This window comes from Anatilimnocola aggregata, assembly GCF_007747655.1.
GTDB classification, from domain to species: domain Bacteria; phylum Planctomycetota; class Planctomycetia; order Pirellulales; family Pirellulaceae; genus Anatilimnocola; species Anatilimnocola aggregata.
On record NZ_CP036274.1, the window covers coordinates 1738130 to 1757753 of the forward strand.

Annotated in this window: 15 protein-coding genes; 11 read left to right on the forward strand and 4 right to left on the reverse strand. The window is 57.9% G+C overall.

The window, feature by feature from the left end; all coding sequences use genetic code 11:
- Positions 1–113: 113 nt before the first annotated feature.
- The 6 genes from ETAA8_RS06770 to ETAA8_RS06795 all read left to right on the forward strand — a co-directional run bounded on the left by ETAA8_RS06770 (position 114) and on the right by ETAA8_RS06795 (position 9884).
- A complete protein-coding gene (locus tag ETAA8_RS06770) occupies positions 114–899 on the forward strand; it encodes a ThuA domain-containing protein (protein WP_145086709.1) in 786 nt (261 codons plus the stop codon).
- 82 nt (positions 900–981) lie between these two features.
- Entirely contained in the window at positions 982–2382 is a 1401-nt protein-coding gene (locus ETAA8_RS06775) for a twin-arginine translocation signal domain-containing protein (RefSeq protein WP_145086712.1), read from the forward strand.
- Positions 2383–2394: 12 nt separating this feature from the next.
- Positions 2395–3327 carry a dienelactone hydrolase family protein gene (locus tag ETAA8_RS06780; protein ID WP_145086715.1) on the forward strand — a complete coding sequence of 311 codons (933 nt, stop codon included), beginning with the start codon at positions 2395–2397 and terminating at the stop codon, positions 3325–3327.
- 39 nt (positions 3328–3366) lie between these two features.
- Positions 3367–4578, forward strand: coding sequence for a serine hydrolase domain-containing protein (locus ETAA8_RS06785; protein ID WP_145086717.1), 1212 nt, complete (start codon positions 3367–3369; stop codon positions 4576–4578).
- 175 nt (positions 4579–4753) lie between these two features.
- Positions 4754–5350, forward strand: a complete 597-nt coding sequence (locus tag ETAA8_RS06790) for an RNA polymerase sigma factor (RefSeq protein WP_145086720.1) — start codon at positions 4754–4756, stop codon at positions 5348–5350.
- 64 nt (positions 5351–5414) lie between these two features.
- Positions 5415–9884 carry a protein kinase domain-containing protein gene (locus ETAA8_RS06795; RefSeq protein ID WP_145086723.1) on the forward strand — a complete coding sequence of 1490 codons (4470 nt, stop codon included), beginning with the start codon at positions 5415–5417 and terminating at the stop codon, positions 9882–9884.
- A 10-nt stretch (positions 9885–9894) separates the two neighbouring features.
- Here ETAA8_RS06795 and ETAA8_RS06800 read toward each other — a convergent pair whose 3' ends face one another.
- Positions 9895–10452, reverse strand: a complete 558-nt coding sequence (locus tag ETAA8_RS06800) for a cob(I)yrinic acid a,c-diamide adenosyltransferase (protein ID WP_238397697.1) — start codon at positions 10450–10452, stop codon at positions 9895–9897.
- Positions 10453–10486: 34 nt separating this feature from the next.
- Between ETAA8_RS06800 and ETAA8_RS06805 the strand changes: the two genes are divergently transcribed.
- A complete protein-coding gene (locus tag ETAA8_RS06805) occupies positions 10487–11581 on the forward strand; it encodes a TolB family protein (protein WP_145086725.1) in 1095 nt (364 codons plus the stop codon).
- Positions 11582–11929: 348 nt separating this feature from the next.
- The gene (locus ETAA8_RS06810; RefSeq protein WP_145086728.1) at positions 11930–12619 is read left to right on the forward strand and encodes a zinc metallopeptidase; all 690 of its coding nucleotides are present in this window, start codon (positions 11930–11932) and stop codon (positions 12617–12619) included.
- A gap of 248 nt (positions 12620–12867) precedes the next feature.
- On the opposite strand, the gene ETAA8_RS06815 is transcribed toward ETAA8_RS06810, so the two are convergent.
- The 3 genes from ETAA8_RS06815 to ETAA8_RS06825 form a co-directional block, all read right to left on the reverse strand.
- A complete protein-coding gene (locus tag ETAA8_RS06815; protein ID WP_145086731.1) occupies positions 12868–14520 on the reverse strand; it encodes a HEAT repeat domain-containing protein in 1653 nt (550 codons plus the stop codon).
- A gap of 275 nt (positions 14521–14795) precedes the next feature.
- Entirely contained in the window at positions 14796–15149 is a 354-nt protein-coding gene (locus ETAA8_RS06820) for a cupin domain-containing protein (RefSeq protein ID WP_145086734.1), read from the reverse strand.
- A gap of 24 nt (positions 15150–15173) precedes the next feature.
- The gene (locus ETAA8_RS06825; RefSeq protein ID WP_145086737.1) at positions 15174–16259 is read right to left on the reverse strand and encodes a pyridoxal-phosphate dependent enzyme; all 1086 of its coding nucleotides are present in this window, start codon (positions 16257–16259) and stop codon (positions 15174–15176) included.
- 121 nt (positions 16260–16380) lie between these two features.
- Between ETAA8_RS06825 and ETAA8_RS06830 the strand changes: the two genes are divergently transcribed.
- The 3 genes from ETAA8_RS06830 to ETAA8_RS06840 are packed head-to-tail and all read left to right on the forward strand — an operon-like array spanning position 16381 to position 19582.
- Positions 16381–17166 (forward strand): SDR family NAD(P)-dependent oxidoreductase, encoded by a 786-nt coding sequence (locus ETAA8_RS06830; RefSeq protein WP_145086740.1) that lies wholly within the window; start codon positions 16381–16383, stop codon positions 17164–17166.
- A 22-nt stretch (positions 17167–17188) separates the two neighbouring features.
- A complete protein-coding gene (locus tag ETAA8_RS06835; protein WP_202921626.1) occupies positions 17189–18814 on the forward strand; it encodes a sodium:solute symporter family transporter in 1626 nt (541 codons plus the stop codon).
- Positions 18815–18829: 15 nt separating this feature from the next.
- Positions 18830–19582 (forward strand): phytanoyl-CoA dioxygenase family protein, encoded by a 753-nt coding sequence (locus ETAA8_RS06840; RefSeq protein WP_202921627.1) that lies wholly within the window; start codon positions 18830–18832, stop codon positions 19580–19582.
- Positions 19583–19624 lie beyond the last annotated feature (42 nt).

Below are 19624 nucleotides of genomic sequence, written 5' to 3' on the forward strand. Positions count from 1 at the left end.
ATGAACTTTCGACCGCCTTGCGTGCGCGGCACGCAGCGATCACCATGCGTGATCTTGCGGCCAGCAGAGCTGGCTTGCGCGAAACTCTGCTAACGAATTCTCAGGAGACACGGATGGCTGCCTCTCCGCTGCGCGTCACGATCTGGAACGAATATATTCACGAGTTGACCGTCGATCAGGTCAGAGCGATTTATCCGCATGGATTGCACGCGGTCATTGCCGATGCGCTCGACGCCCGCTTCGGCAGTTCGATGGAAGTGCGCGTTGCCACGCTCGATGAACCGGAACATGGCCTGACTTACGCATCGCTGGCCGAAACCGACGTACTACTGTGGTGGGGACATGCCGCCCACGACCGCGTGAGCGACGAAGTAGTGCAGCGCGTGCACGATCGCGTCCTGCATGGCATGGGACTCATTGCCTTGCATTCAGCCCACGCGTCCAAGATTTTTCGCCGCTTGATGGGTACTAGTTGCATGCTCCGTTGGCGCGAAGCGGCGGAGAAAGAGCGGGTCTGGGTGATCGACCCTGGGCATCCCGTCGTCAGCGGCCTGCGCGACGAATGGTTCGAGCTATCGCAAAGCGAAATGTATGGCGAACATTTCGATATCCCTGCGCCCGATGAACTGTTTCTCGTCAGCTGGTTCGAAGGAGGCGAGGTCTTTCGCAGCGGTTGTGCCTGGCGGCGAGGTAAGGGCAAAGTGATCTACTTAAGTCCCGGTCACGAGACTTTTCCGATCTATCACAATCCCAATATTCAGCAGCTGATCGGCAACGCTGTTCAATACGCAGCACCCACCGGCAGCTTGTATCTCGGCCAAGGACGCAACATCGTTCCCTCGCTAAGCCCCATTGCCGCGAGGTACTTTGTCGACGAAGGTCTGCACCGATCCAAGTGAGAACTCGCGGAGAATGGTAATCCTCCTGCCAATCGAGTAACGTAACCCTCGCTTCACTGCTGTTTCCTGGCGGAGGTCTCGCATGAATTCATACTTCGATCGGCGATCTTTCCTGCAAGGCTCGGCCGCCGCACTCGCGGCGGGCGCAATGGGTTCGTACCCATCGCTCGGCGAAGCTCAAATCCCCGGCCAGCGGCCCAAGGTTGATGAGGGAGTTACAGTCCTCAATCCGCAGAACCGCGTTCCGGTCAGTTTCATCATTGACGACTCGACCTGCCTGGTGAACGTCGCCCACTTCTGCATTCCGCAGTTTGCCGAAGTCTTCCCCGATCGCTACCTGCAAGACTGGCGCAAGCTTCCGCGCGAGATTCCCGATTCGTTCGTGCGCGAATTCGGCGAATGGTGCCACGACAAAGGGGTGAAAGGAAAGTACAGCATCGTTCCCTATCCTTGCTGCGTAGGTTGGGTCGATCGCGAGATGCCGGGCTGGACAAAAAAGGAATTGCAAGACAGCCTCAAACTAGTGCGGGAGTTGATGGTCCCCGATTGGGACATTCATCCCGAGATGATCACACACACCTGGGCAATCGACACCGCAACCGGTCGTCCCTATGAAGAGCGCAGCGAACGGACGATGGAGAACTGGGGCTTCTCCGTCGGCAAGAGCGTCGATGAACTGGCCAATTATCTCAGCTACGCTCTCAAGGTTTTGAAGAACGCGGGGCTGCCCTGTGAAGGGATCACAACCCCCGGCGGCTTCGGGAACAAGGTGCTGCCGAATCTGTCGCAGGCCACGCTCGAAAGTTGCCGCGATGTCTTTCAAGCGGAGATTCCGCACTACTTCCGCCATCTGTACGACAAGGGAGACCGCAGCGTTGCCCCGCGGGTCGAATACGCCAGCGGACTCGACTCCAACAATCCGAAGTGCGCCGTTTCGATCATTGGTTGCACCGGCGACTGGTTCGGAGGCTGGGACGGCCTCACGCCGGGCAATGTGAATCAATTCATCTATCCTGACGGCAGCGGCGGTCGCCTGGTTGAAGTAATCGATCGTGGCGAACCGGCCATCATGGTCTGCCATTGGGCCGGCATCTATTTCAACGGTGAGCGGATTGGCTTCAACATCTTCAAAGAGATCGTCAAGCGACTCGAAGCCAAGTACGATCAGCAAATCAAATGGATGAAGCTCAGCGAAATCGCTCGCTATTGGGCCGCGAAGGAACTGACGACCATCGAACGAGTCGAGAAGGGACTAAAGTTGCGAGCTCCCTTCGCGACCACGAATTTCACGGTACGCCTGCGCAGGGTCGAAGACGACTCTCGCATCTTGATCAATGTCGCCGATCGACGCATGGAACTGAAGCGAGCGAAATCAGCCGAGTTTCTGGAGTCCGGTGAATACCACTCCGACGCCAGTTCTCTCACCGCCTGCTTCGATCTACCCAAAGGCGCAAGCCAACTCGAATTCGCTCCTCGCACTTAAGATGCGTTCATCATGAAACCCACTGCCGACTTCAAAGACCGCTTACTCACGTGCCTTGGTGGACCGTGGCCGGATGCACCAGCGCTCGAAGCCAAGATTCTCTCGACCGAGCAACTTGATGGTGTGAAGCGATTGAAAGTTTCGTACCAGACCGAACCAGGCGAAGTCGTGACCTCATGGTTGCTGGTTCCTGACACGGCGAATCAAGCCAAACCGGCTGCCGGTATTTGCCTCTGGCATCAACACAATGGCGCGTGGCATCTGGGTGCTTCTGAGCCCGCAGGGCTCGCCGGTCTGCCCATGCACCATACGGGGCTGGCGCTCGCCCGTGAAGGTTATGTGGTGCTTTGTCCTGATGCCCTCGGGTTTGGTGAACGGGAAAAGGGATACAAGCAGAAAGGTGGCGCGCTCGAACGGTTCCTGTTCCTAAAATATGTGGTCGAAGGGAAGTGCCTCGCCTGGAAGCACATTCTCGATATGCGCAGGGCTGTCGACTATCTCGTGTCGCTCCCCGAGGTCGATGCCGAGCGCCTGGGCTGCTATGGCCACTCCATGGGATCGACGCACACCTGGCTGGTTGGTCCGTGGGAGCCACGGTTGAAAGCCCTCGTTGGCAACTGCTGCCTGCCGACGTATTCGGCCATTCATCGCAAGCAGATGCTGCACTGCTTTCCCAACTTCATTCCCGGGCTCTATCAATACGGCGATACGCCCGACATCGCCGCGCTGATCGCGCCTCGCGCGCTTCATTTGAATCTGGGCGATCAAGACAACGGTAGCCCGATTGAAGAATGCCGCGAAGGAATCGCCCGCATCGAGAAAGCCTACCAAGCAGCTCACGCCGAGAAGAACTTCTCATACTTCATCGAAGAGAACACCGGCCACGTCCTGAGCCCAGCGATGTGGGAAAAGGTGAAGGGCTTCTTTGCGAAGCATTTGAGCTAACTACATCAATTCAAAGATCTATTTTTCGGAGCAGTTTTTATGGCACTTGTTCAGCAGCGTATTTTCCTCGTTAGCCTGAGCTTGGGCATCGGCCTTATTCTCAGTGGATCATTTGCTCACGCTCAAAAATCAAACGAAAGCGCGAGCAAGCTGACCGCGGCAATGCAGCCGTTTGTGGAGCAAGGCGAAGTCGCGGGGCTAGTGGCGGTTGTCGGTAATGCCGAGGGAATTCAATCGACGTCGGTGCTGGGCTGGCAGAATATCGAAGCCAAGCAGCCGATGAAGCAGGATGCTCTCTTTCGCATTGCTTCCATGACCAAGCCCATCGTGGCCATCGGCATCATGATCCTGCAGGACGAAGGGAAGTTGTCGGTCGATGACGACGTGGCCAAGCACTTGCCAGAGTTTCAAGGCCAACAATTGGTGGTTAAGGAGGACGGAAAAGACTCGCTCCGCAATCCAACTCGGCCGATCAAGATTCGCGATCTACTCACTCACACGTCGGGACTTCCGGGCGCTTATCCGGGCGATCTGAAAAGTCTCTACTTCGACCGCAAGCACACGCTGGCCGAAGCAACGGAGGTTGCGGCCAAACAGGCTTTGCAATTCGAGCCAGGCACGAAGTGGGCTTACTGCAACGCGGGCATCGACGCGCTCGGGCGCATTATCGAAGTGAAGTCGGGCAAGTCATTCGAAGACTTCCTGGCAGAGCGAATCTTCAAGCCTTTGAAAATGGTCGATACCACACCCTATCCCAGCGAAGAACAATTGCAGCGGCTCGCTGGTTTGTATGACCGCAAAGAAGACAAACTTGTGTTCGCGAATTATGTGTTGCTTGGCCCTACCAAAAACGCGAAACATCCGATTCCCGCCGGTGGTCTTTATTCCACTGCAGCCGATCTCGCCCGCCTCTATCAAATGATGCTCCACCAGGGAGAACTCGACGGCCAGCGCGTTCTGTCGAAGGCAGCCGTTAAGCAAATGACCACCGTGCAAACGGGCGAGATTAAGACCGGCTTCACCGAAGGAATGGGCTTTGGTTTTGGCTGGGCCGTGGTGCGTCAGCCGACCGGCGTTCACGCCATGATGTCCCCCGGCACTTATGGCCACGGCGGTGCGTTTGGTACTCAAGGCTGGATTGATCCGGAGAGAAAACTCTTCGTCATTCTGCTCATCCAGCGCATTGGAATGCAAAACGCTGACGGCTCTAAACTGCGACAGGCATTACAGGAAGCCGCTGTGGGGAAGTAGGGAGGAAGGGATGAAGCGAGGAAGGGGTGAAGAGGACAGGGATGCAACGCATGTTTCCCTTTAACCCTTCCCCTCTTTATTCCTTTAACCCCACCGGTCTCTCTTCCTCCCCGCTCTGCTACCGAATACCATCTCTGAGGGGAGATTGTTCGGTGGCGTACGAGATGCTTACTTCATGAAGCTGGAAAACCATCCCAGAACGGGCGAAGTAACATCTGCCAGCCTGCTCGTTGAACTGCGCGAGCAGAATGAAGCGGCCTGGTCTCAATTCGTCGAGATCTACGCGCCCCTGATTTACACCTGGTGCCGCCGAGCAGGCTGTACTCCGGACGACGCCGGCGACATGCTGCAGACCATCTTGGTGAAAGTCTGGTCCGGCCTGCGGACTTATCGCGAGTCGCATCCCAGCGGTTCGTTTCGCGCTTGGCTGGCAACAGTCACCCGGAACGCACTCACCGATGTCGCCCGCCGCGGAGATGAAAAGGCCGAAGGTGGAACACAGGCTCTGCAGCGGCTGCAGGTCATTCCAGAAGTCACTGAGCACAGCACCGTGGTGCTCGATTCCGACCTGCGCGACTTGGCCAAGCGGGCCGCGGCGATCGTACATCAGTCGCTCCCCGCCGAGAGCCAACGGCTGATCGAGCTGGCGATTTTTCAGGATTTGCCGGCTCCCGAAGTGGCCGCGATTTTGAATTGCTCCCCCGCCGCGGTGCGGAAGGCTAAATCCAGGCTGCTCCAGAAGTTGCGAGACATGCTGGGCGAATTCGATTAGCGGCTGTCACACCTGTTCGTACTTGATTCTAAGGACATCGCCCTCCCTTCCGCGGATTTTTCTCATGAGTGACCCGAACTGCCCGTCGGTCGAGCAACTTTCCAACTACTGCTTGGGAAAGGTGAGCGCCAGCGAATTGGAGTCGCTCGAACAACACGTCGACACCTGCCACACCTGCCAGGAGACTGTCGAGCAGCTCGATCGCAGCGTCGATACTTTCCTCGTCAAGCTGCGCAGCCCGGCGGTCGCGAATCCGCATCAGAACGAAGCTCCGCTCAGGTCCGCGATGGCAGCTGTTCGCAACCCGGAGGAGAAATCGTTACCGAGAAAGCCGTCGACCGATACGATCTCGAGCGCCGGTGAAACCGGCGCGCATGCCACGCTCTCGCTCGCCGACTTCATGCAGCGGCTGGTTGCCAGTCAACTCATGACGATGGATGTCGCTCAGCGAGCTCTGGACGAACTTCCTGCTGAAAAACGCCCCGCCGATGGTAAGGCTGCCGCAGTCGCGCTCGCGAAGGCCGGCAAGTTAACTTCGTTTCAGGCGCAGGCCATCTATCAGGGCAAGCATAAACAACTCGTGGTGGCCGAGCGCGAAATTCTGGACCTGCTCGGCAAAGGGGGCATGGGAAACGTCTATCGCACGCGTCATCGCCGGCTCGACCGCATCGAAGCGCTCAAGCTGATTGCCCCAAAGGCCCTCGCTTCACCCGAAGCCAAGCAACGTTTTGAGCGTGAAGCGCGCGCCGCTGCGCGATTGAATCATCCGAATGTGGTGACGACGTACGACGCGGGCGAAGCGAACGGCCAGCATTTTCTGGCGATGGAGTTCATTAACGGCAGCGACCTGGCCCGCATCGTTAAAGAGAGCGGCCCTCTCTCCATCGAACAAGCAGTCAGCTGCATCAAGCAAGCCGCGGCCGGTTTGCAAGCGGCGCACGATGTAGGCATCGTGCATCGCGATATCAAGCCGCACAACTTGCTGCTGGAAGGGAACGGACGCGTCAAGATTTTGGATATGGGGCTGGCGCGCATTAACGACCAGGCCGAAACGCAGCGGCGCGATGGCCTGACGCAGTCGGGCCAGATGATGGGGACCATCGACTTCATGAGTCCCGAGCAGACGCTCGATGTCCACACCGTGACCGCGGCCAGCGATATCTACAGCCTAGGCTGCACGCTCTATTACTTGCTCAGCGGCAAAGCACCCTTCGCATCCGATTCGCTAGGGGCGACGATGATGGCCCACCATCAACAAGCGCCGCCGTCGCTCACTTCGATCCGGCCCGAAGTCCCCGCCAGCCTGGAGGCCAGCTATCTAAAGATGATGGCCAAGAAGCCCGAAGACCGGTTTGCCTCGATGCGCGAGATTGTGGACGAACTCGACCAACTGCATCTGGCTACAAAATCTGGCTCCTTCCCAGCTATCAGCGGTCATCAGGCCACGGGAACTTCATTTTCGCAAAACACAGTCGCCCTTACTCAACCATCGCGACCAGGCAAGCAGCAACCGGTTGCCTCATCGAGCAAGTCTTCCTCACGCCGCAATTGGCTCGCTGTCGCGCTCGTCGGCCTCGCGATACTGGGCGTGGTTGCCGCGGGCGTGACGTTTTCGATCCGCACACCGGAAGGTGAACTCGAAGTTGTCCTGGCCGATGGCGTTGCCGACGACGTCAAGCTCACCGTGAGTCAAGCCGGCAAGCAAACCGAAATCTCCAAAGCCAACGACTGGAAAATCACCCTCACCGACGGCAAATACGCTGTAGAACTCGCCCAGCCCGACGAGCAGCAACTAACCATCGACAAACGGACAGTAACGATCTCGAAGGACAAGAGGGAGATCGTGCGCGTTTCGCTGAAGACCACGCCCCCGGTCGTCAAAGTGCCGGAGACAACCTCGCCGCAGATTATTCCTGCAGAACCTCCTCTCCCAACGACACCTGTAACGAACAGTCCCTCAACCCCCTGGGCACTAAAGTTTGATGGCGAAGACTACGTTCAAATCCCTAACCTGATCCTTGAAGACTCGAAGCCCTTCACCTTTGAGGCGCGCTTGGCAGATGGCGCGATCCAAAAAGGAAATCACGCAGCCATTTTCCATTCTTATAGTGTGACCGAAAATGCTCCGTCCCAAGTCATGATCGGCCTTGTTAGTTGGGACGTTGATTTATCGAAGCGAAACAACGCGATTCACGTAACAACATCCGCAAAGCCAGGGATTGTCTTTCCGACAGGAACGCCGCCTAGGCGAGAAGAACTTGCCCATATCGCTGTGGTGATCGATCATGGTGAATGCGAAATCTATCTGAACGGCACACGATCTACGAACGACGGCTTCAAATTCGGTAACGCGGGCACGAAGGAATACAGTCAAACAACGCGAATTGGTGCTCGAATCGACAAAAATGTCGGCAGCGGAGACGGCTATCGCGGCTTCATTCAACAAGTTCGAATTTCGAACTCCGTTCGCTACAAGGGCACGTTTGTCCCGCCAGCGACGCTCGAAGCCGATGGCGACACAAAGCTTCTCTACAAAATGGATGAAGGCACTGGCAAAGTGCTTCAGGACTCATCGGGGAACAACTTGCACGGCGAGATCGTAGGTGCGGAGTGGACGCGAGAGCTTCCTCAACCGCCACCGCTCGCCCCTGGAGTCAAAGAACTGGCAAAGGGTGAGTGGCACGAGATGCTGCCTCATATCAACCTTCAATGGGACGGGGTTCGTGGTACTTGGGAAAAGGTTGAAAGCGGATTAAAGGGGACTGGCAATGGTTCTGCCCTGGTAATTCCTGCAGAGATTGCACCTGGCGAGTCCTACGAAGCGCGCCTGCGGTTCAAGGTTTTAGAAGATCGTCACGAAATCGGCTTGATTTGCCCCAGTGGTGTTGCGACACGCTTTAAAGTGATGTGCCGCTCAAGTAAATCCAACTTCAGCGGGTTGGATCTCATCAATGGCAAATGGCCCGGTGAGCCGGAGAACGACTCCAGCGTGCCAACTCCTCCATTAGCTCTCGACAAGATTCACGAACTGCACGTTTCGGTAATGAATCAAACCAACACCTGCTCCGTTCAAACGATGCTGAATGGGAAAGAGTTCATTAACTGGTCAGGCCCCCATAGCGCTATCTCTATATTCAGCAATGGCAAGTTCGGCCCGACACGATGTCTAGGTGTGGCCATCGGAGACGGGACGAATCCGACTATTGAAGTAGAGTCATTTGAACTCCGTTGCGATAGCGCACCACTCCGGTTGCTACCAAGCGAACCCACAACCGCTGAGCACAAAGCGGCCGAGCATTTCCAAAATCTTGGAGCCAAGCTGACGCTTCTGATGGAAGACGGGTCAATGCCCTATAACCTGAAGGCCCTGCCCTTTCGCAAGCCCTTTAAGGTGCTATACCTCGATGCTGGCGGCACAAAAGTGACCGACGACGACCTCAAGCAGCATCTCGCTGCTCTGCAGAATTTAAAGCTAATTCTCTTGTGGGGTACTCGAATCACCGATGCAGGATTCGAACAACTCGCAGCGCTGCCACAACTCGAAAGCATCGAGTCTTGTCCGCCGGGACTTACCGACCAGGGACTCGTCGCGTTGCAACCGATCGCAGCGAATCTAAAACACATCAATCTAGGATTCGCGGGTGGGATTTCGGGGAAGGGACTCTCGGCCCTCGGGCCATTGCCGAAGCTGCGATATGTATCACTCGCGAAAGCCAACTTTGACGAGCCGATGTTTGACTGGCTAGCGAGTTGCCCGCTGCTTTCTGGCGTCTCTCTCGAGTTTGTCAAGATGACGCGGCCGTTAGGTGAAAAGTTGGCCACCTGTAAGCAACTGCGTTCCGTTAACTTGCAGCAAGCCGTTATTTCGCCCGAGGATCGGGCTTATCTCTACGAAAAATTGCCGGGATGCCTCTTCAAATGGAACAAGGAAGTGTACTTCTCACCGATGCTCCTGCCAGGTAAGGACGTCCTCGCCGCGATCGACATTGCACAATCACCATTGAGCGACCAATGGACGCCGCACGCAGAACTGCGTAGCAAGGGTGTGCGCTCGCAAGTTGAATTGTCGCGGGATCTTCCGGAAGAATACGACTTGCATCTAGTCATTTCTCGTGACTATCGTCACGGTTGGAAGGTATTTGTTCCCGTTACCGGCAATCGCACAGTTGAACTCGTGATGGACCTGCTGACTGGCAAAATGGGTTCAAATGGATTGCTACAAGGAAGAGAGCACAAGATCATGGGAATTACGGGGAATAAGCTCAATGGCAGAGTATTCAGCGATGAGACCTTCGCGGAGGGAACCCCCGCCGTCGTCACCATTCAAGTGCGGAAAAACGACGTGCGCGTCCGGCGCGAGGGCGAACTGATAATGCAGCTCAATGGCGACCTGAGCACGCTAGTTCCACTCATTGACAAAGAGGTCGCACCTGGTGCGATTGTGCTCCGCTGCTTTGGAGGGAACGACACTTACTTCAATCTGCATCAATCGCACTTGGAAACGAATGTTCAACCGCTACCAAAATTGCCATAGCTAGTCTTGATTACCCCGGTTTTTCCCAAGGAATCTCTGCTTCTCCCGCAAGCACATTCGCGGCGCGGGCGGCGACGAAGAGATAGTCGCCGAGGCGGTTGAGGTAGCGGATGAGTTGAGCGGAGACGGTAACGCCAGCGAGGTCGGCGAGGGTGACGACGCAGCGTTCGGCGCGGCGGCAGACGCCGCGGGCGACGTGAATGGTGCAAGCGCCGCGATTGCCGGCTGGCAAGATGAACTTCTTGAGCGGGGGCAGGCGATCGTCGAAGGCGTCGATGGCCTGTTCGAGATGCGCGATTTGCGAGTCGCCGATCCAGGCGGTTCCCATCGCTTGAGGATCGGGCGAGGCAAGTTCAGCGCCGACGGCAAACAGGTCGTTCTGCACGCGGGCCAGGGTTGCTTCAATTTCGAGCGGCAAGACTTCGCAGCGGGCGAGTCCGAGGAGCGCATTCAGTTCGTCGACAGTGCCGTAGGCTTCGATCCGCGGATCGTCCTTGCGAACGCGCGGGCCACCGAACAGGCCAGTTTCGCCGTCGTCACCCGTCTTGGTATAAATCTTCATAGTCATTTGTGCTCAATCGACGCTTGGCAGGACAACTTTCATGCAACGCGCTTATTGGTTTGCTTCGTTGGCCTTCACGGTCGGATTCGCGTCCGCACTCCTCGCTCAGCCGCCAGGAGCGGGCAAGCCCACTGCGGGAAAGCCCGCTGATCTGGCGAATTCGATTGAGAAGAACTTTCTTTCGAACACGCGCCAGCTAACCAGCGGCATGACGAAGGCCGGCGAAGGCTACTTCTCGCCCGACGGCCAGACGATTGTCTACCAGGCTCAGCCTCTCGACTATCCGTTCTACCAGATTTTCACGCAGCCTCTCGCCGGCGGGCGGCCGACACGCATCAGCACGGGCCGCGGCCGCACTACGTGTGCGTACTTCACCCCCGATGGCAAGAAGATCTTGTTTGCTTCGAGCCATCTCGATCCGAACATCACCAAGACCGAGGACGACGAACGGGCCCAGCAAGAGGCCGATAAGAAAGCTGGTGTGCGCCGGCGCTACAAGTGGGACTTCGATCCTCATACCGAAATGTTCGAAGCTGACCTGCAAGGCAATATCCTCAAACAGCTGACCAGCACCAAGGGCTATGATGCTGAAGGTGCGTATTCGAAAGACGGCAAGCTGATAGCCTTTTGCAGCGATCGTGATGGCGACGCTGATATTTATGTGATGAACTCCGATGGCAGCGACGTCAAACAACTGACCGATGCTCCGGGCTACGACGGCGGGCCGTTCATTTCGCCCGATGGCAAGTGGGTAATCTTTCGCAGCGATCGCAAGCAGGCCGAGCATTTGCAACTGTATGTGATCGGCATCGATGGCAAGAACGAAACGGCACTTACCGACACGAACGGTGTGAATTGGGGCCCCTATTGGCACCCGAGCGAACCCTACATCATCTGGTCGGGGGCCGATCACTCCGACCCCACTGCCCGCCCCAACTACGACCTCTGGCTGGCCAAGTACGAAATCAAAGACGGCAAGTTCTCGCTCGGCGCGCCGACGCGCATCACCGATTTCGCCGGCGCTGACGTGCTGCCGGTCTTCTCGCCCGATGGCAAGCAATTGATGTGGACCAGCACTCGCAGCGAAGACCACAGCAGTCAGCTCTACATCGCCGATTTTAAGTTACCGAAGTAAGCATGTCCGTGGCAGTCGTTTCGCAGGCACCTCCATCGCGTGCCACGTGCCATTACTTGAATCCGTTCGTTGCATTGGTCTTAACGTGCGAGCAGTTCGCGCTGGGTACCCGCTATCGAAAAGCGGTAATCTGCCCGAGAAACGACCGCCGAGGACGAAGAACTGGTAGTGCTGCCCCCCGCCCGGAAGCAGATTCGCTTCTAGAATTGATGTCCGCTGCTACCGCACGACTTGCGGCAGCCCGCGGCATGGGAATTGCTTATTTTGGGGGCTGATCGTGGTGGCCGTCGATTTCGACAGTTGCCAGGCAGAATAACCCAAACTTTGCGGAGAAAAAGGCCTAAGCCTATGTTCGGATTTACTCAAATTGAGCTGTTGTTGTGGACCTTGCCGGCCATTGGTCTGGCCCTGCTCGCGCAGGCTTGGGTCAGCTCGGCTTATTCCAAAGGACAGCAGTTTAGCACCGGGATGACCGGTTTTGCTGCAGCCCGCCATATTCTGGATGGTGCCGGTTTGCACCAGGTGGCCATTGAGCCTGTCTCGGGGCATATGAGCGACCATTATGACCCGCGCGATAAAGTCCTGCGCCTCAGTAGCGACGTGTTCCACGGTCGTACGTTGACGGCGGTGGGTATCGCCGCGCACGAAGCGGGGCACGCCATTCAAGATGCCGTCGGCTATGTGCCGCTGGTGATTCGTAACATCGCGGTGCCGGCCGCAGGCTTTGGCAGCAATGCTGGCGCTATGTTGATGCTGCTTGGTGTGATTTTCAACTTCAAGATGCTGCTCCTCGCAGGCATTGTCCTGTTCAGTGGGCTCGTGTTCTTTCAGCTGATCAACCTGCCCGTGGAATTCAATGCCAGCACACGCGCCAAACGCTTGCTCGTTAGCGAAGGGGTCGTACACCCGAACGACATGGGTCCCGTAAACAACGTGCTCAATGCGGCGGCACTTACCTACGTCGCCGCCACCTTGCAGTCCGTCCTTACGCTGTTGTTCTATGTGATGCGTTACTCAAGCGAACGATCGCGCGGGTAGCTTTTGAACGCGCAATGAGAGCGATCGACCCTTGTGTGGCACTGCTGCTTCAGCAGTGCCAGCCTGAGATGGCGGGAAGGGTCGCGCTTTACGCTTGAGTTTTTGGGGTGACCGCTGGTAACGCAAACGGCGAGAGTAGCGACGATGGATCAGCCACCTCGTCTACGCTAGTAGTCAATCGCCGCGGCTGGTTCGCCTGGCAGAAACCGAAGAAGTGTTCGTGTTGCGACGAGTTCCAGTCGCGTCCCTTACTTCTTCCCTGGCGCAGCACCACCGAGCAAGTCTTCGTCGCCAGCAGCGGGTTTCACAGTTGGTGCCACTCCCATGGGTGCAGGCTGACCGGGAGCACCGGGGTTTGCCGGCGCTGCCGCTGGTGCGGGAATAGCGCGGGCGATCGCTCCTGCGAGCGATTTCGACTCGGCCCGCATATCGTTCTCGAGCTGCCAAAGGTCGATCTTGTTCTTCTCGACGAGATCGGCCAGCCGATTCACGCCCGCCAGCATTTCTTCAGCTGTTTTACGTTCCGCCGGGACTGTAGCCAGGCGTTGTACACCCTTGCGATTCGCCGGATTGGGTGGCGTCCCTGCTTTATCGAGCGGATGTCCCAGCCCGGTCTGTACGCAATAAAGATGATAACGCAGGCGTTTGCGAACCGCGTCCAAACGATAGGCTTTGGGATCTTCACCCTGGAATTGTCCGGCCCCGCCGAAGCCACCATCAACTCCTGGAACTTGACCACCACCTACGCCGCCACCATAACCTTCACCGCCACCGCCAATTCCGGTACCAAGTCGCGCGTAAACGGCTTGATGCTCTTTCTCGATCGAATCCATTTTGGCGAGGCGGTCGAATTCGCCCACGACCGACGAAGTCGCCAACTGAGCCAGAATGCGCGCGAGTTCGTTTGCATCGATCTTATGATTGGCCGGCACATTCATGCGGCCCAAAGCGAGGGCGGCTGCGCAGCGGACACTCGTTGGCTCGGAAGTATCTTTCAGCACCTTCTCAATGGTCGCAATGGCGTTGGGCTGAGCGGTCACTGCGCCCGCCAGGCCGAGCGCTTCGATAGCTCGGCGGCGTAACCATTGTTGACCCACGACCGTCCGTCCCGCTGGTGGATCCTTCGTTTCGGCCAACTTGATGAGCGTGCTGAGCATCGTGGTTCGCGTGCCAGCTGGAATTGGCTTTTCCGGAGCGCGGAACGGCTCCCATTCCAGGTGGCGAATGAGGCCAACGAGCGCGGCAATCCGCACTGGGTCGGGTGTTTTCGGGTCGCTAATCCGGTCGACCATAAACGGAATCGCGGCCGCATACGGTTCGGGCAGCAGCGGAGTCGCACCGACTCGCAGCACTTCCTGCTCGTTCAAGTCACCGATCATGATCATGGCGTTGTACCGTACGACCGGATGAAAGTTATTCATCGCAATCTGCTGCATCATGGCGAATGTCAGCTTGATCATCTCCTGATGCGTCTCTTGGTTCTTGCATACGAAGATGTAGTACTTGAAGAAATCGAAGCGGGCCTTGGGAAGTGCTTCGAGAGCTTCGGGAGTCGACTGCGTGAGTGTGCGGAATTCAAAATTGTTGAAGTAGCGATCGACCAGCAGCAGATTTTCGCCCAGCGGCAACTCGGCCCGCAGCGCGTTCATTACCTTGGTCTTGACCTGGTTCTTGCGCGATTCGAACGCGCCCAGCGTTTCGCCCGGTCCCGGCTTGGGCAAGGGCAACACCAGATAGCCGTTTGCATCTGGTTCAGCGGCTGCAATCAGCGCATTCGGCGCAGGAGGAGCCTCTTGAGCGGGTGCCGACGTTGCCCACAGGCAAACGCCCAGGCAAGTGAGCAAATAAGCGGCCGGTCGCATCAGCCCGCGGGCTGATGGGTCGTTGCAAAACGCCTGCATGATTCTGTTCCTCTTGCTGTGGGTGACCGCTGCCGGAATCGGCTGTGGCTGCTGCCTCTGGGCAAGCCCCGTTTGTCGATGGAGATAAGACGACAAACCAGCTTGCTGCAACCGGGACCAACATCCCTTGACTGGCCCCTCGCTGTCACCCTGCTGACAAAGCCCCTACAGATAAATTAGTCGCTGCAAATCGGCGGTGTCAATCAACATTGGCCGATTCGGCGGGCAATCGGGCAGGTTGAGCCGCTTTGGCGGGTTGCAAGGGAGGTTTGGGCTCACTGCAGCGGGCAGGAAAAAAAGACCGCCAACCAAATTGTATTATCGGTGGGATGCGTCCATTCGACGCGGTGCCGCTGGTGGGCGGGAATGTGCAAATAGTCGCCGGGCTGCAGTTCCTGGTCCCGCTCGGCACCGTCTGCATTCACAATTCGCAATCTGGCAGCCCCTTGCAAGAGGAGCACCCATTCGTGCTCGGGCTGGTCGTACCAGAAGCCGGGGGGCGATGCCTGCCCGCGCGAGACGATTCGCTCGACCCGCAGTCCGGGTGCCGCGAGCAACACGTCGGTCAGTTCCTGCGGTAGTTCGGCCGGTAAGCCGGAGAACAAATTCTGCCCGTAAGTTTGTGTCATTCGTGCCGGACCTTCCGGTTTTCTTTAGCGAGCGCGGGAGACTTCGCGAAACTCATCCAAGCTGATTAGCGGGCATGATGTCCCAGCGAGCATCCGCTCGACCGATGGCGGATCTTTGAAGCCGGAACCAGTAACGCAACAGACAATGGTTGCTGCGGGATCCAACAGCCCTTCGCGAGCCGCCTGAATCAGGCCGGTGACTGAAGTGGCACCTGCTGGTTCGCAGAAGATTCCCTCTTCGCGCGCCAGTCGCGCTTGCGTTTCCCACACTGCTTCGTCACTCACAGCGTGACCAGTGCCACCGCAGGCTCGGCATTCGGTGACAACCAGGTCGCCGTCCATCACGTTCGGAACCTGCAACCCGCTAACGCGCGACGTGCAACTGACTTCGCGCGCGGTCGCATCGCCGCGCCGCAGCGGAGTAGCAATTGTGTCGTTACCTGCGGGCTGAACGACTTCGACGCGCGGACTCCGAGCGATTTTTCCCAACTGCACGAGATCGGCAAAGCCGCGGGCGACAGCCAGCGCCATGCCGCCACCACCGGCGGGGCAAAAGACGTGATCGATCTTCTCCGCCTGTTCGGCCAACTCATAGCTGAGCGATTTGACGCCCGACATGCCGAGGGGACTCACGGTGTACGAACTGACCTGAGTCGCCGAGCCGGGTTGAGCGCCCAGTTCTTTCACCGTCGTAAAGGCGTCTTTCGTCAATTGCGGATCGAGACCAAAGCCCCGAATTCTAAACAGCTTCGCACCATAGGCGAGCATTTGCTGCAACTTGCCAAGGGGGGCACCTTCGACAATCGCAATCAGGCATTCAATCTGCGCGAGCGCGCAGTAGGCCGCCAATGACGAACCCGTGTTGCCGCTCGAAGTGGCCACGCAGCGCGTCTGACCCGCGGCCACCATGTGCGAAATGGCCGCCGCGGCAAAGCGATCTTTGTACGAAGCGGTGGGATTCGAAATTTCGAGCTTAAAGAACAGATTCGACAAGCCGAGACTCGGGCCCAAGCGCGTCGAGCGAACCAGCGGCGTGTTCCCTTCGCCCAACGTAAGGCGCGCTGCAGGTGCAATGGGTTCGAGCCGGTCAGCAAATCGCCAAATAGTCATGGGCGGGATCCTTCAAGGCAGGTGTTTGTGCCCGGCATTGTAGCGTGAGCAGTTTGCATCTGCGGGTGCTGGCGGCTAGAGTATCGCCGACATCGTACTCCCCGCCGCTTGGACCCGCCTTATGAACCTCCTTGGCCGCAAAGCACTTGTCACCGGAGCGGCGCGCGGCATTGGCCGCGGCTGTGCGCTCGAATTGGCTCGCGCCGGCGCCGATGTGGCGATTAACGACCGCGCGGCAAGTGCCGAAGCGGAGTCGCTTGTGGCCGAGATTCAAGCGCTCGGCAGGCACGCGGCGCTGATCGACGGCGATGCCTTCGCTCGCGCGTCTTGCCAGGAGATTGTCGCCCGCGCCATTCAAGCACTGGGGCGGATCGATATTCTCGTCAGCAATCCAGCTTTTTCACGGCGCGGCGATTACCTCGACTACGATCCCGATCTGTTCGAGAAAACGTTGCAAGGGACGCTCACGGCTGGCTTTCACATGAGCCAGTTTGTGGCCCGGCACATGGTCCAGCGGCAGCAGCGCGGCAAGATCGTCTTCATCTCGAGTGTGCATGCGCGCATTCCCTTTGCGCGGGCTGCTGCGTATAACGCGGCGAAAGCGGGGCTGAATCACTTGGCCAAGACCTTGGCCGCCGAGTTACTCCCCCAGCGAATCAACGTGAATGTGATCGAACCGGGCTGGATCGATACGCCCGGCGAGCATGCCACCTTCGGCAGCGATAAGATTGCCGAGGCAGCTCCTTCGTTGCCCTGGGGCCGCTTGGGACAGCCAGAAGAGATTGGCAAAGCGGCTGCGTTTTTATGCTCGGACGATGCCGACTACATTACGGGCACGTCGTTGCTCGTCGATGGCGGGCTGGCCTTGCGGGCTGCGATTCCCGCCGCCGAACCACCCCGAACCTGATTTTCGTGAGAGGATTGGTCCGTTGGACGAAACGCTCCAGATACAGCCCGAACTTGTGCAACGAGGACTCGATCCGCTCGACTACGCGGCGGTCGTCTTCTATTTATTGCTCACGTTCGGCATTGCGGTTTGGTTTGGACGCAAGCAAAAAGATACCGAAGACTTTTTCGTCGGCGGGCGGCGCATGCCGTGGCTGATCGTCGGCCTCAGCATTCTCGCCACGCTCTTTTCCACCCTGTCATACATCGGTGTGCCAGGCGAAATGATCAAGCGCGGGTCGGCCCTCTTTCTCGGCTATCTCGCGCTGCCGTTCACGTTTCTGGTCATCACGTTTCTCTGGATTCCTTTCTTCATGCGGCTGAAGCTAACCAGCGCGTATGAATACCTCGAACGTCGCTTCAGCTATGTGGTTCGCCTGTTCGCCGCGGTGCTGTTTGTCTGCCTGCGACTCGGCTGGATGGGAATGGTCGTCTATGCAGCCTCAATGGCGCTCGACATGGTCAAAGGGGGCGATACGACGATGCTCCCCGGCCCCGATCTTTATTGGTGGATCGGCTCGATCGGCATTATTGCGGCCGTTTATACCGCGATTGGCGGCATTCAAGCGATGCTGTGGGTCGACGTGCTGCAATGCATTCTGCTTTTGACCGGCGTGCTACTGACGATTGGCTTCGTCGTTGTTTCCGATGGTACCGGCCCGCTCGATTGGATGCGCACAGCAGCATCTAACTCGTCCGACCACAAGTGGCCGCCGGTCTTCACGTTCGATGTCACCGTCCGCAATACGATTGTCTGGACGATGATCAACTCGTTCTTCTGGCACATCTGCACGCACGGCTCCGATCAGGTAGTGCTGCAACGTTACTTCTCGACCCCTTCGCTGCAAGCGGCAAGGCGCAGTTACTTCACCAACGTGATCGTCGATTTTTCGATGGCGGGACTCCTCTCGCTCGCCGGTCTCGCGCTCCTCGCTTATTTCGTCAAGCATCCTGCCTTGTTACCCGGCGGCAAGACGGCGCCCGAAATGGCCGACAAGTTGTTTCCGTTCTTTCTCGGCAATCAACTGCCGGCGGGCTGCGCGGGGCTCGTGATTTCGGCATTTCTGTGCGATGCAATTCAAACGCTCGAATCGGGCGTGAACGCGATCACTGCTGTTGCGACGAAAGACCTGATTCCGCGCAAAGGGCTGGCGAAAGAAACCGACTCCCAGCAATTAAGCTTAGCCCGCGTGCTGACGGTGTTCATTTCGCTGTTCGTGACTGGGGCCGCTTATGGCATCGCCTATCTGCAAGTCGTCTACAACCTGACGCTGGTCGACATGATGCCCAAGTTCTTCAACATGTTCGTCGGCCCACTGGCTGCGATGTTCTTCACAGGTATGTTCGTGCCGCGGGCCACCACGCGTTCGATTCTGCCAGCTGCCATTTTTGGGCTGGCACTCTCGATTGTCTGGAGTTGGTGGGAAGCCATCTTTCAAACCAGCTGGCGGCCGACCATCTTCCTGTCGATTGCTGTGCCCTGTCTGTCCACCGTCCTGATGGCCGCAATTCTCAGTTTTATTGTCGAGCGCGGCGGCAAGCACTCTGGCTCGGGCTTCACCTGGTGGGCCATTGTTTACGGCAAGAACGACGTGCAAGAAATGGAATGAGCAAGGGAGCCGATCGTGGACTATCGCTCGTGCAAACCGGCTTTCGATCGTGATGGCTACGTCATCGTGCGGCAGTTTTTGTCCGCTGACGAGCTAACCGAACTCAAGGGCGAGTTGGCGCGCTACATTCGCGAAGTCGTGCCCACGCTTCCCGCCGCGAATGCCTTTTACGAAGACAAGTCTCGCCCGGAGACTTTGAAGCAACTGCAGAACATGGAACTCGATTCCTACTTTGAGCAGTACCAGCAGCATCCGCGCTGGCGGCTGCTGGCCGAAACACTCGTAGACGAACCAGCGACCGCGCTCGCTCCCGAGTGGTTCAACAAGCCGCGAGGGACGAACCACGTTACGCCGCCGCATCAAGACAACTACTACTTCTGCCTGCGACCGCCGCACGTCGTCACGCTTTGGCTCGCGCTCGATGTGGTCGATGAAGCCAACGGCTGCTTGCGATATCTTCCTGGTTCGCACCTGACCGGTATTCGTCCGCATGGCCGCTCGAACGTGCTGGGGTTTTCGCAGGGAATTACCGACTACGGCGACGAGGACCGCGCGGCCGAAGTGCAGATTCACTTGCAGCCCGGCGATGTGGTAGCGCATCACGGCAATCTGGTTCACCGGGCTGAAGCGAACCACTCACCCGACCGCGAGCGGCGGGCCTTCGCCCTCGTCTATCGTGGCCAGAGTTGCCAGCGCGATGACGAGGCCTTTGACCGCTATCAGGCCGCGCTGCGCACGCAACATCAGCAGTTGGGCTTAGCTAACTAAGTAATCGAAGCGCAGCGCCACCACTGGCCCCGCGCGCGGCGC